The sequence below is a fragment of the Streptococcus hyointestinalis genome (genome assembly GCF_011039275.1).
Lineage (GTDB): Bacteria > Bacillota > Bacilli > Lactobacillales > Streptococcaceae > Streptococcus > Streptococcus hyointestinalis_A.
The window spans coordinates 1841256-1854229 of the sequence record NZ_JAAKGB010000001.1 but is presented as its reverse complement, the minus strand read 5'-3'; the positions used below and the strand labels follow the sequence as shown (position 1 = coordinate 1854229).

At 44.7% G+C, this 12974-nt stretch carries 11 protein-coding genes; 10 read left to right on the top strand and 1 reads right to left on the bottom strand.

All coding sequences use genetic code 11. The features are described from left to right. Positions 1-36 precede the first annotated feature (36 nt). The 10 genes from G5B60_RS09195 to G5B60_RS09150 all read left to right on the top strand — a co-directional run bounded on the left by G5B60_RS09195 (position 37) and on the right by G5B60_RS09150 (position 10654). Positions 37-1071, top strand: a complete 1035-nt coding sequence (locus G5B60_RS09195; RefSeq protein WP_164683725.1) for a 3-deoxy-7-phosphoheptulonate synthase — start codon at positions 37-39, stop codon at positions 1069-1071. 4 nt (positions 1072-1075) lie between these two features. Further along, the gene (locus tag G5B60_RS09190; RefSeq protein ID WP_164683724.1) at positions 1076-2131 is read left to right on the top strand and encodes a 3-deoxy-7-phosphoheptulonate synthase; all 1056 of its coding nucleotides are present in this window, start codon (positions 1076-1078) and stop codon (positions 2129-2131) included. A 99-nt stretch (positions 2132-2230) separates the two neighbouring features. Continuing rightward, on the top strand, positions 2231-2590 hold the full coding sequence (gene acpS, locus G5B60_RS09185) for a holo-ACP synthase (protein ID WP_164683723.1): 360 nt from the start codon (positions 2231-2233) through the stop codon (positions 2588-2590). Next, entirely contained in the window at positions 2587-3708 is a 1122-nt protein-coding gene (alr, locus tag G5B60_RS09180; protein ID WP_164683722.1) for an alanine racemase, read from the top strand. Before acpS ends, alr begins: the two co-directional genes overlap by 4 nt. Beyond that, a complete protein-coding gene (gene recG / locus G5B60_RS09175; protein WP_164683721.1) occupies positions 3698-5716 on the top strand; it encodes an ATP-dependent DNA helicase RecG in 2019 nt (672 codons plus the stop codon). The genes alr and recG overlap by 11 nt, the downstream gene beginning before the upstream one ends. 164 nt (positions 5717-5880) lie before the next feature. Next, positions 5881-7029: an N-acetylglucosamine-6-phosphate deacetylase gene (gene nagA, locus G5B60_RS09170; protein WP_430523649.1), complete on the top strand. Its 1149-nt coding sequence runs from the start codon at positions 5881-5883 to the stop codon at positions 7027-7029. 358 nt (positions 7030-7387) lie between these two features. Continuing rightward, positions 7388-8380, top strand: coding sequence for a PTS sugar transporter subunit IIB (locus G5B60_RS09165; protein ID WP_164683720.1), 993 nt, complete (start codon positions 7388-7390; stop codon positions 8378-8380). A 94-nt stretch (positions 8381-8474) separates the two neighbouring features. Continuing rightward, positions 8475-9284 (top strand): PTS mannose/fructose/sorbose transporter subunit IIC, encoded by an 810-nt coding sequence (locus G5B60_RS09160; RefSeq protein ID WP_115270964.1) that lies wholly within the window; start codon positions 8475-8477, stop codon positions 9282-9284. A gap of 15 nt (positions 9285-9299) precedes the next feature. Beyond that, a complete protein-coding gene (locus G5B60_RS09155) occupies positions 9300-10211 on the top strand; it encodes a PTS system mannose/fructose/sorbose family transporter subunit IID (RefSeq protein ID WP_164683719.1) in 912 nt (303 codons plus the stop codon). Between the two features lie 77 nt (positions 10212-10288). Continuing rightward, positions 10289-10654, top strand: coding sequence for a DUF956 family protein (locus G5B60_RS09150; protein WP_164683718.1), 366 nt, complete (start codon positions 10289-10291; stop codon positions 10652-10654). 28 nt (positions 10655-10682) lie between these two features. Here G5B60_RS09150 and G5B60_RS09145 read toward each other — a convergent pair whose 3' ends face one another. Then, the gene (locus tag G5B60_RS09145; RefSeq protein WP_164683717.1) at positions 10683-12953 is read right to left on the bottom strand and encodes a Xaa-Pro dipeptidyl-peptidase; all 2271 of its coding nucleotides are present in this window, start codon (positions 12951-12953) and stop codon (positions 10683-10685) included. Between the last annotated feature and the right edge of the window lie 21 nt (positions 12954-12974).

Sequence of the window (12974 nt, the reverse complement as noted above, 5' to 3'; positions counted from 1 at the left end):
AAACACTTTACAAAAGTAATAATTAGAGGAGTTTCTATGTCATTTAAATCACTCAGTCCTAAAATCGATGTCAATGAGGTGCGTAGCGTCTCAAAACTTAGTCAAGAAGCTTTAGCGAAAAAAGAACAGCGTGACCGTGAGTTAGAAGCTATCATCAAAGGCGAAGACGACCGCTTGCTTTTAGTCATTGGACCATGCTCGTCTGACAATGAAGAAGCTGTCCTTGAGTATGCTAAGCGCCTAGCTAAGCTGCAAGAAGAAGTCAAAGACCGTGTCTTTATGGTTATGCGTGTCTATACGGCAAAACCTCGTACCAATGGTGACGGCTACAAGGGGCTTATGCACCAGCCAGATACCGATGCAGCACCTAGCTTGATTAACGGTATCAAGGCAGTGCGTAACCTCCACTATCGTGTCATCACAGAGACAGGGATGACGACTGCTGATGAGATGCTCTATCCAGAAAACTGGCCTTTGGTTGAGGATTTAGTGTCTTACGTAGCTATTGGTGCACGCTCTGTTGAGGACCAACAGCACCGCTTTGTGGCGTCTGGTTTTGACGTACCAACTGGTATGAAAAATCCAACATCAGGCAACCTCAAAGTGATGTATAACGGGATTTATGCTGCGCAAAACAAGCAAACCTTCCTCTACAACAACGAGGAAGTTGAAACCAGCGGCAACCCTGTAGCGCATGCGATTTTACGTGGGGCACTTGACGAAAATGGCAAGAACATCCCAAATTATTATTACGATAACCTTTTAGAAGCGATTGATTTGTACAATCAACAAGGGCTTGAAAATCCTTTTATCGTGATTGATACCAATCATGATAACTCAGGTAAGCAATACCTAGAGCAAATCCGTATCGTCCGTCAAACCCTTATCAATCGTGACTGGAATGACACAATCAGACGCTACGTTCGTGGCTTTATGATTGAGTCTTACCTAGAGGACGGACGTCAAGACCAACCAGAGGTCTTTGGAAAATCTATCACAGACCCTTGCCTTGGTTGGGACAATACAGAAGCCTTGGTTCGTGAAATTTACACAACCTTAGAAAGCAAGTAGAGGAATGGGAATACATCAAAAAAGTGCGACCATTGACATCGCACAAGTCAAAGAATTATCAAAACTTGAAGGGGAATTTTTAGCCCGCAAAGAAGCTCGTGACAAGGAGCTTGCAAACATCATCAAAGGCGAAGATGAGCGCTTACTGCTAGTTATTGGACCATGCTCGTCTGACAATGAAGAAGCTGTGCTTGAGTACGCGAAGCGCTTAGCCAAATTGCAAGACGAGGTCAAGGACAAGATTTTCATCGTCATGCGTGTCTATACGGCAAAACCTCGCACCAATGGTGACGGCTACAAGGGGCTTATGCACCAGCCAGACACGTCTAAGCTGCCTGACCTTATCAATGGTGTGGCGGCTGTTCGTCATCTGCACTACCGTGTCATCACAGAGACTGGCTTGACAACGGCTGATGAGATGCTCTACCCTTCTAACCTTGGTCTTGTGGACGATTTGGTGTCTTACCATGCGATTGGAGCACGTTCTGTTGAGGACCAAGAACACCGCTTTGTAGCGTCAGGGATTGATGTACCGACAGGGATGAAAAACCCAACGTCTGGTAATCTCAATGTCATGTTTAATGCTGTCTATGCCGCACAAAATGCGCAGAACTTCATTTATCAAAATGCTGAAGTCGAAACAGACGGCAACCCTCTAGCTCACGTCATCTTGCGTGGTGCTCTTGATGAGCACGGTGACAATATTCCAAACTATTACTATGACGATTTGCTCAAGGCAATCGCAAAATATGAGGATATGGGGCTAGAGAATCCGTTCATCGTTATTGACACTAACCATGACAATTCTGGTAAGCACTACTTGGAGCAAATCCGTATCGTGCGTCAGACGCTGATCAACCGTGACTGGAATGCGAAAATCAATCGCTATGTCCGTGGTTTCATGATTGAGTCTTACCTAGAAGATGGGCGTCAAGATCAGCCAGAGGTCTTTGGAAAATCCATCACAGACCCTTGCCTAGGCTGGGATAAAACGGAAAAACTCATCCGTGAAATTCATGCAACGCTTAGCCATGATTCATTTGAAGAGTTGATTTTCTAAGTGTTTGTGTAAGAGATAAGAAAAGGCTAAGTCCCCTAGTAAAGAGGTGATTTAGCCTTTATTGCTTGCTGGGTAGCAAATAAAAAGGTGGTAAATGTCATGATAGTTGGACATGGTATTGATTTACAGGAGATTAGCGCAGTGTGGCAGGCCTATGAGCGTAGAGAGCGCTTTGCCTCTAAAGTTTTGACCAAAAAAGAGCTGGAGCGCTTTGAAAAGCTAACCTCACAAAAGCGTCAAGCGGAGTATTTGGCAGGGCGTTGGGCGGCAAAAGAAGCCTTTGCCAAGGCCATGGGGACAGGTATCGGGCAGGTGACCTTTCAGGACATTGAGGTCTTAAATGACAGCTTGGGTGCCCCCTATATTGCTAAATCTCCCTTTTCTGGAAAGGCTTGGCTCTCGATCTCTCATAGCGGATCTTTTGTACAAGCAAGTGTTATTTTGGAGGATGTAAAATGATTTCAAGTATTCATAGACCAACGCAAGCTGTTATTGATTTAGAAGCGATTGGGCAGAATATCGCAGCTGTAAAAGAGAATATTCCAAGTGAAACCTTTGTCTACGCTGTGGTCAAGGCAAATGCCTACGGACACGGTGCTGTGGCTGTTGCACGCTCAGTTGAAGCTCGTGTGGATGGTTTTTGCGTGTCCAATATCGATGAGGCAGTGGAGTTGAGACAAGCAGGTATCACCAAGGAAATCCTGGTGCTTGGTGTCGTCATGCCCAATCAGCTCGACTATGCTAAAGAATACGACATCGTGCTGACAATAGCCAGTCTTGACTGGCTAGCTCTAGCTGAGCGTGAGGGTGTGTCACTTGACGGCTTACGCTGTCACATCAAGATTGACTCTGGCATGGGGCGTATTGGTGTACGTACAAGTGCGGACGCTAATCAGCTTATCAGTTCCTTAAAAGCAGCTGGTGCTTTGGTGGAGGGTGTCTTTACCCACTTTGCAACGGCTGATGAGGCAGATACTCAGCACTTTGAGGAGCAACTAGCGACCTTTAAGAAGATAGTGTCTGAATTGAGTGATTGCCCTAAGCGTGTGCATGCTAGTAACTCAGCGACGAGTCTGTGGCATAGCGAGACGATTTTTTCAGCGGTGCGCTTAGGTATTGTCATCTATGGGCTCAATCCAAGTGGCAGAGAACTTGCGCTTCCTTATCGCCTGAAGCCAGCACTGGAGTTGACCTCTAGTATCATCCATGTCAAGGAGCTTGAGGCAAATGCTGCCGTTGGCTACGGTGCGACCTATCGCAGTCAAGAAAAAGAAGTGATTGCCACTATTCCTATTGGTTATGCGGACGGCTGGACACGTGATATGCAGGGCTTTGAGGTGCTTGTAGATGGTCAGCGGTGCGAGATTGTCGGTCGTGTGTCTATGGATCAGCTGACCATTCGCCTGCCAAAAGCCTACCCTCTAGGGACTTCAGTGACGCTTATCGGGCGCAATGGTTCTGAGGAAATCACAGCTACAGATGTAGCTGACAAGCGCCAGACCATCAATTATGAGGTGCTGTGTCTCTTGAGTGACCGTATTCCACGCTTTTATAAGGGTGAGACTCATGTTAAGTGAAAACTCTCCTCTAACTGAGCTCAAAGGTATCGGACCTAAGTCCGCTGAGAAGTTTCAGCAGTTGGGGATTTTCACCGTGGCAGACCTCTTGCTTTATTTTCCTTTTCGCTATGAGGACTACAAGGCACGCTCGGTTTTTGAGCTTCAAGATGGTGAAAAGGCAGTGGTGACAGGAACCTTGGTCACACCAGCCAATCTCCAATATTATGGACGTCACAAAAATCGCTTGAGCTTTAAGCTAAAGCAGGGTGAGGTGGTGATTAGCGTCAGCTTTTTCAACCAACCCTACCTCAAGGACAAGCTGCAGCTAGGCAGCGAGCTGGCTATTTTCGGCAAATGGGACAGTAAAAAAACGGCGCTGACGGGTATCAAGCTATTGGCGCAAGTGCAAGAGGATATGCAGCCTGTCTATCGTCTCACACAGGGTGTCACGCAGGTGAGTCTCGTGAAGGCGATAAAAACAGCCTTTGAGAGCGGCGTTTTGGAGCGTTTACCAGAGACCCTACCTCAACTGCTCATCGACAAATACCGTCTCTTCTCACGCAAAGAGGCTATCACTGCCATGCATTTTCCAAAAGACTTAGCAGAGTACAAGCAGGCGCTAAGGCGTGTCAAGTTTGAAGAGCTCTTTTATTTCCAGATGAACTTGCAAGTGTTAAAAGCACGGCGCAAGTCCGACCAGCATGGCTTGGCTATTGCCTATGACGAGGAAAAGTTAGCGGCTAAAGAAGCGTCTCTACCTTTTTCACTAACGGGTGCCCAAAAGCGCAGTTTAGATGAGATTTTGCAGGATATGCGCTCACAAAGCCACATGAATCGTCTCTTGCAGGGAGATGTCGGCTCGGGCAAGACTGCCGTTGCTAGTCTTGCTATGTATGCAGCATACAGCGCTGGCTTTCAGTCTGCTCTCATGGTTCCAACGGAAATTTTAGCAGAGCAGCATTACGAGAGCTTGACGCAGCTTTTTCCAGAGCTTTCGATTGCTATTTTGACCTCTGGGATGAAAAAGGCAGCCAAGGACACCGCCCTTGAGCAGATTAGAGAGGGCAGCGTGCAGATGATTGTCGGTACTCACGCCCTCATTCAAGAAAATGTCGCTTACCATAAGCTAGGGCTTGTCATTACCGATGAGCAGCACCGCTTTGGGGTCAATCAACGTCGTGTTCTGCGTGAAAAGGGGGAAAATCCAGATGTCTTGATGATGACAGCGACTCCCATCCCACGGACGCTTGCCATCACTGCCTTTGGTGAGATGGATGTATCGATTATTGATGAATTGCCAGCAGGGCGCAAACCCATCATCACCCGCTGGGTCAAACATCAGCAGTTAGATACCTTTCTCTCTTGGCTCAAAAAAGAGCTGGAAAAAGGCGCACAAGCCTACGTCATCTCGCCACTGATTGAGGAGTCTGAGTCGCTTGATTTGAAAAATGCAACGGCTTTGTATGAAGAATTGAGTCATTATTTCAAAGATAGCGCCGAGGTTTCTCTCATGCACGGGCGCATGTCAGCTGAGGAAAAGGACAGTATCATGCAGGCGTTTAAGGAGCAAAAAAGTCAAGTTCTAGTCTCCACAACGGTCATCGAAGTAGGGGTCAATGTGCCCAATGCTACCATCATGCTCATCATGGACGCTGACCGCTTTGGGCTTAGCCAGCTGCACCAGCTCAGAGGACGTGTCGGACGTGGCGATAAGCAGTCCTATGCTATTTTAGTCGCCAATCCCAAGACGGACAGCGGAAAAGAGCGCATGAAAATCATGACAGAAACCACAGACGGCTTTGTTCTAGCTGAAGCGGACCTCAAAATGCGGGGCTCAGGTGAGATTTTTGGCACCAGACAGTCAGGTATTCCAGAATTTAGAGTGGCAGACATCATCGAAGATTACGCTATCTTGGAGGAGGCTCGCCGAGTGGCTAGTCAAATCGTCAGCCAACCAAACTGGGACAAAGAAAAAGAATGGCAGATGGTTCTCAAAAATCTCAAAGAACACTCCATTTTTGACTAATCCTATCCAAAAGAAACACAAAAAGAGACCAAGTGTCTCTTTTTTTCTTGTCTCAAAAATGAGAAAAGCGTATAATAAAATGATGTATGGGTTTTCAAAACCTTTTCGGAGATTTGAGAGTGTCAAGAAGTTTGCGATGAATGCTAAAAATGAGAGGTTTTCTTATGTATTACATTAAAGCAGATGCATTTTACTATCCAACAGAGGTCAAACCAGCAGGCTATTTGCAAGTTCAAAATGGCTGTTTTGGTGAGTGGGTAGATAGCATTGAAGAAGGCAAAGAGGTCCTTGACTACACAGGGATGAGTATCGCTCCTGGCCTAGTGGACACGCACATCCACGGATTTGCTGGGCATGATGTCATGGACAATTCGGCTGAAGGGCTAAAAGAAATGAGTAAGGCGCTGCTATCTACAGGTGTGACGTCGTTTCTACCGACAGCGCTGACCGCTTCTTTTGAGACGCTAGAGGATATTTGCCGTACTATTGCCAGCGTCAAAGGGAGCGAAGCTGGTGCTAAAATTCAAGGGATTTTCTTTGAAGGTCCTTTCTTTACAGAAGAGCACAAGGGCGCTCAAAATCCAGACTATATGCGAGACCCTAGTTTAGAAGAGTTTGCTACTTGGCAAAAGGCAGCTGGTGGGCTCTTGACCAAGATTGCAGTTGCTCCAGAGCGTGAGGGTGTGTCGCACTTTATCAGTGAGCTGACCAAGCAAGGCGTAGTTGTGGCTCTTGGACACTCCAATGCTACCTATGCTGAAGCAAAAGCAGCCGTTGACGCTGGAGCAGATGTCTGGGTGCATGCTTACAACGGCATGCGTGGGCTCAATCACCGTGAGCCTGGTATGGTTGGTGCTGTGCTTGATTTAGATGGGACTTATGCGGAGCTGATTTGTGATGGGCACCATGTGCACCCAGCAGCTTGTCATATCCTCATGCAGCATAAGGGGTGTGACCATGTCGCTCTTATCACGGACTGCATGAGTGCTGGTGGTAGAGAAAATGGCGACTACATGCTAGGTGAGTTTCCTGTTGTTGTTAAGGATGGCACTGTGCGCCTAAAAGACGGTGGCAATCTAGCTGGTTCTATTTTAGAGCTTAAAGACGCTGTCCAAAATATCATCAACTGGGGCATTGCCACTCCACATGAAGCGATTCAGATGGCGACTCAGGTGGCAGCCAAATCTGCCAAGATTGACGCTTATTGTGGGCGTTTAGAAAAAGGCAGAGCAGCAGATTTCATTGTGCTTGATGAGGACTTTAACCTCAAAGCGACTTATGTTGATGGCACTTGTGGCTATCAAGCAGATTAAATAGAGCAGAGTTTATCTCTGCTCTATTTTTTTGTCAAAAAAAGTGTGTGCTAAAAAGACAGCTTACTTTTTCCTGTCAAAAAGCTGTGCAAAAGAGCTACAATAGAAAGAATATTCAATCAATTACGAGCTGAGTCAATCGTTGTCTTAATAATTTTATAATAAATAAAAATAGAATATAAAATTATTAAAATTGTCAATTAAAAAAAACAAAAAAATCTTGTAAAAATACTTGAAAAGATACGTGAAAAGGGTTACAATGAATTAGTTCTAAAAATTTCTTTAAAAACAACTTAATCTTTTCTAAGAGGGAGAGGAGTAAATTGGCTTTTAAGAAAAATATAAAGGAGGAGAACACATGGGTATTGGTATTATTATTGCCAGCCACGGTAAATTTGCTGAAGGTATTCATCAGTCAGGTTCGATGATTTTCGGTGAGCAAGAGAAAGTTCAAGTGGTGACTTTCATGCCAAACGAAGGTCCAGACGACCTCTATGAACACTTCAACAATGCTATTGGGCAATTTGATGCCGATGATGAGATTCTTGTATTGGCTGACCTTTGGAGTGGGTCACCATTTAACCAAGCAAGCCGTATTCAAGGAGAAAATCCTGATCGTAAAATGGCTATCATCACCGGTCTTAACTTGCCAATGTTGATTCAAGCTTACACTGAGCGTATGATGGATGCAAACGCTGGTGTAGAGAGTGTCGCTGCAAATATCATCAAAGAAGCAAAAGATGGTATCAAAGCATTGCCAGAAGAGCTTAATCCTAAGGAAGAAGCTAGTGCAGCAGGCGAGACAGCTAGCGCACCACAAGAAGCTATTCCAGAAGGAACAGTTATTGGCGATGGTAAGTTGAAAATCAATCTTGCTCGTATTGACACACGCTTGCTTCATGGACAAGTCGCAACAGGTTGGACACCTGCATCAAAAGCAGACCGTATCATTGTCGCATCTGATACTGTTGCTAAAGATGAATTGCGTAAGGGCTTGATTAAACAAGCAGCCCCTGCTGGTGTAAGAGCTAATGTCGTACCAATTGACAAGTTAATCGCTGTTTCAAAAGACCCACGTTTTGGAAACACACATGCGCTTATTCTCTTTGAAACACCTCAAGACGCCCTTCGTGCTATCGAGGGTGGTGTGCCAATCAAAGAACTCAACGTCGGCTCTATGGCACACTCAACAGGTAAAACAATGGTTAACAACGTTCTTTCTATGGATAAAGCAGACGTTGAAACCTTTGAAAAATTGCGTGACTTAGGCGTATCATTTGACGTACGTAAAGTACCAAATGACTCTCCTAAAAACCTGTTTGACTTGATCAAAAAAGCAAACGTACAATAAGTGTACAGGCACAAAAGGTAAGCATGTGTCACATGTCTTATTAGCTCACCTAAGCTTGATTTGACTTAGGTATTTTACGAAAGGATTTAGAATAATGTCAGTTATTTCTATTATTTTGGTGCTCATCATCGCCTTTCTTGCAGGTCTTGATGGTATCCTTGACCAATTCCAGTTCCATCAACCATTGGTATCATGTACTTTGATTGGTTTGGTAACTGGTCACTTAGAAGCAGGGCTTATGCTTGGTGGTGCGCTTCAAATGATCGCTCTTGGTTGGGCAAATATCGGAGCAGCGGTAGCACCAGATATCGCCCTAGCCGCTACAGCAGCGTCTGTTATCATGATTAAAGGTGGCGACTTCACCAAAACTGGTGTTGGGGTTGCCCAAGCCGTAGCTATCCCACTTGCCGTTGCAGGTCTTGCCCTTACTATGATTGTGCGTACAATCTCAGTTGCCATCGTTCACGGTGCTGATAGTGCCGCTAAAAATGGTAATATCCGTGCTGTTGAAACAGCTCACTTCACTGCACTTATCTTACAAGGGCTTCGTATCATGCTTCCAATCGCACTTTTGCTTGCCCTTCCAACCGAAACCGTTCAAGCAATGCTTAATGCTATCCCAGCTTGGCTAAAAGACGGTATGACTATCGGTGGTGGTATGGTCGTTGCCGTTGGTTACGCAATGGTTATCAACATGATGGCAACACGTGAAACATGGCCATTCTTTGCTCTTGGTTTTGTCTTTGCAGCTGTCGGAGACTTCACACTTATCGCTCTTGGTACTATCGGTGTTGCTATTGCCCTTATCTACCTTAACCTTTCAGAAAAAGGTGGTTCTGGAACTGGCGGCAATGCTGGTGGTGGCTCAGGTGATCCAATTGGAGACATCTTAGAAGATTACTAGAGAGGGAGAATTATAATGGCTGAAAAGATTCAATTAACAAAATCAGACCGTCGTAAAGTATGGTGGCGTTCTACCTTCTTACAAGGGTCTTGGAACTATGAACGTATGCAAAACCTTGGTTGGGCATACTCACTTATCCCAGCAATTAAAAAATTATACACAACTAAAGAAGACCGTGCAGCAGCGCTTGAGCGTCACCTTGAGTTCTTCAATACGCACCCATACGTAGCAGCACCTATCATGGGGGTTACATTAGCGCTTGAGGAAGAAAAAGCAAACGGTGCAGAAATTGATGACACTGCTATCCAAGGGGTTAAAATCGGTATGATGGGACCTCTTGCAGGTATTGGTGACCCAGTCTTCTGGTTTATTGTTCGTCCTATCTTGGGAGCACTTGGAGCTTCACTTGCCTCTGCTGGAAATATCGTTGGTCCACTTATCTTCTTCTTTGGTTGGAACATCATCCGTATGGCATTCCTATGGTACACTCAAGAGTTTGGTTACAAAGCAGGTTCTGAAATCACAAAAGACCTCTCAGGTGGTCTTCTTCAAAAGATTACCAAAGGAGCTTCTATCCTTGGTATGTTCATCCTTGCAGCCTTGGTTGAGCGTTGGGTAAATGTGACCTTCACATTAAGTCTGCCATCGACTCAACTCTCAAAAGGAGCTTATATCGAGTTTCCAAACGGAGCTGTCACAGGTGGTAAATTGCAAGAAATCCTTGGACAAGTTCAGAGCGGTCTTAGCTTGACGCAAGAAAAAGCAAACACTCTGCAAGGACAATTAGATTCCTTGATTCCGGGATTGATGGGACTTCTTCTTACTTTCCTATGTATGTGGTTGCTCAAGAAGAAAGTTTCTCCAATCGTGATGATTATCGGACTTTTCATCGTGGGTATCGTTGCACACGTGATTGGTTTGATGTAAGTATATACGATAAGACTAAAAGAAGGCTAAAGCCTTCTTTTATGTTATAATGAAGGTATACTACTAAAGGAGAAACTATGGTCCAATCATTAAATAGTACGGTTGAGCTGACAACAACAGGTGTTTCCTATCTTGCTATAGGTGGTAATAAAGTCGGTAAGTTTCTATTAGGAAATAAAGGCTTTGAGTTTTACAATGATAAAAACGTCAACGACTATATCCAAATCCCATGGGATAGCATTGATAAGATGGGGGCAAATATCACAGGACGGAAAATTAGTCGTCACTTTGAGGTTTATACAGCGCAGGGCAAGTTCTTATTTGCCTCAAAAGACTCTGGTAAGATTTTAAAGATAGCAAGACAGCACATTGGTGATGAAAAGGTTGTCCGCTTACCCACTCTCTTGCAAACAATCGTTGCAAAATTTAAACGCAAAAAATAATACCTTGACCTAAGTCAAGGTATTTTTCTTAATCATAAGGCAGGATAAGCTGGGACTTCTCAAGGTCAATGCTGAGGTGATAGTCGCTGTTGTCACGGATAGTGTGCTCAAAGTCTGTCGTATACAGGAGCAGTCTCAGAGTATCTCCCTTTTCTAGTCTATAAATAGTTGGCTGTAGTACCAGTTGCACGGTCATCCATTCGTTAGGAGTAACTGGTGAGATGTCTAAAAGGTCTTTTCTATTTTGGAGATTGAGTCTTGCTTTTGTCACGACACGAAACGGGCTTTCCTTGAAAGGCAACTCACGCAGCGCCTCACGAGAGAAGTTTTGACCATTATCAAGGCTATGGAGACTGAGAATAGCAGGGGTATCTGAAAAACGTTTTTTAGTACCAAAGTCAAGAAGCTGCGCAGACAGGATACCTTTACAAGTGCTTGATCTAACCGTCAAGTTTAGTTGACAGGTTCCGTTGATCAGTAGATTTTCTTTAATTGGAATATCAAGGACAATTTGTTGCGCTTTTCCGGCAAATAAATCCACTTTGAAGTGATTGAATTGCTTGCAATAACGCTCAAAAGTAGTGCCATCGTAGCGGTTTTCGACTGTTTTGACGCCACCAGAGAGTGCGATTGTTTTTTGTTTTTGACTGCCAAAGGTATCTAGTGTCCTCCAGCTTTGTTCAATCTGATTGTCTTGCCAGATGACAGTATCTAGTGTAAAGTTATTGTCAACTTTGAGCAACTTTTGTGTCAAGAGAGCGTTCATGCTTTCTCTAAAATCAATAGACTGCCAGTTGTGCATATAGACGTGCTGTCCATGATGTAAAAAGAGGTGTTTGTTGACATGATCTGGCAGTGCGTTGAAGATTTGGTAGACTTGTTTAGGTGTGACGTTCCAGTCTTGAAGACCATGTGTGAAGACGACTTCACAGGAGACTTTGGGCGCATGAGGGAGATAGTTTCTGTCATGCCAAAATTGATTGTAATCACCAGTCTCACGCTCAAGAGCAGCCGATTGTTCTGTGAGCAAGGCTTGATAAGTTTTGTTATGGCGCAGATAATCACCAGCTAGGAGATTTTTAGAGTAGGTCAACTCGGTCAGAACATCAAGGTCCTCACCAGGATAGCCACCAGGGCTTGAGACCAACCCGCCCTCACGGTAATAATCATACCAAGAGGAGATGGCTGCTTCAGCGATGATGACCTCAAGCCCCGCAACACCAGTAGTGGCAAGCCCAGTTGACATAGTACCAAGATAGGACTTACCAGTAGTTGCCACTAAGCCATTTGCCCAAGAGGCAAGAACAAGCTGGTCACGGCGGTGGCTACTATAGGCTCTAGCCCGTCCATTTAGCCAGTCAATGACAGCTTTAAAAGAGTGGATTTGGGTATAATCACCGCTAGTCATAAAGCCGTCAGAACCAGCCGTTCCGATACCAGAAACGTAGATATTAGCAAATCCACGGGCTAAAAAATAATCGTTTAGTGTGTAGCTGTCGATATAAGAAAAAGTCTCCTCAGCCTCTCCAGTTGGCAAGTCCTCGTAGTTTCCCTCGAGCGGTGTAAAACTTTGGTTTTCAACAGAGATAGTGTGAGCTGGTTTGACAGCTAAATCACCTTCCATCTTGTGGAGTTTTTTGTCGTTTGCGACTTCATTGGTACCTTGATGATAAGGGCTTGCTGTCATCATGGTAGGAAGTGGCGTATCCACACGTGGACGGATGATGTTCACCTTGACCAAGTCCAGTTTGCCGTCCTTATCACTATCAAGGGGCGCTTCAACATAGACAACTTCTTTGATGAGGTCGTTTGTGTCAAAGGTTGCAAGACTCTTGCCGTTAAAGAAGTGGTAGTGGTTATCAGCTGCAAGAAGCCCTTTACTGACCAAGTCATCTATCAAAGTATTGCCTGACTTGGTGCGACAAGCTAGCAGGTGGTAAAGTGTTTGGATGAAGCTCTCTTCTTCTATATCTAAGCCAATCTGATCCACAAAATCAAGACTGTTTGTAAAGTCGACATTTGGAATAAAACCAAGCAACTGCAGAGCAATCATAGCAAAACGCTCACGAGTCAAGTCTAAGCTAGAAGTGAAAAACGCCAGCAAGTCATGGTCATTATCTGCAATCATAAGACTAAGAGCATAGTCGGTGTCGTGATAGTGAAAGAGTGTTTGTCGTATAAAAAGCTCAAGGTTTTTCTTATCCTCAAAAGTATCAGAGAGTGAAAAACCAAGAGAATTCATCTCACGAAGTGCTATCTTAGTATCTACAGGAATATAGCTGAATTGATTATAACGCATAAGCATCCTTTCTTACAGAAG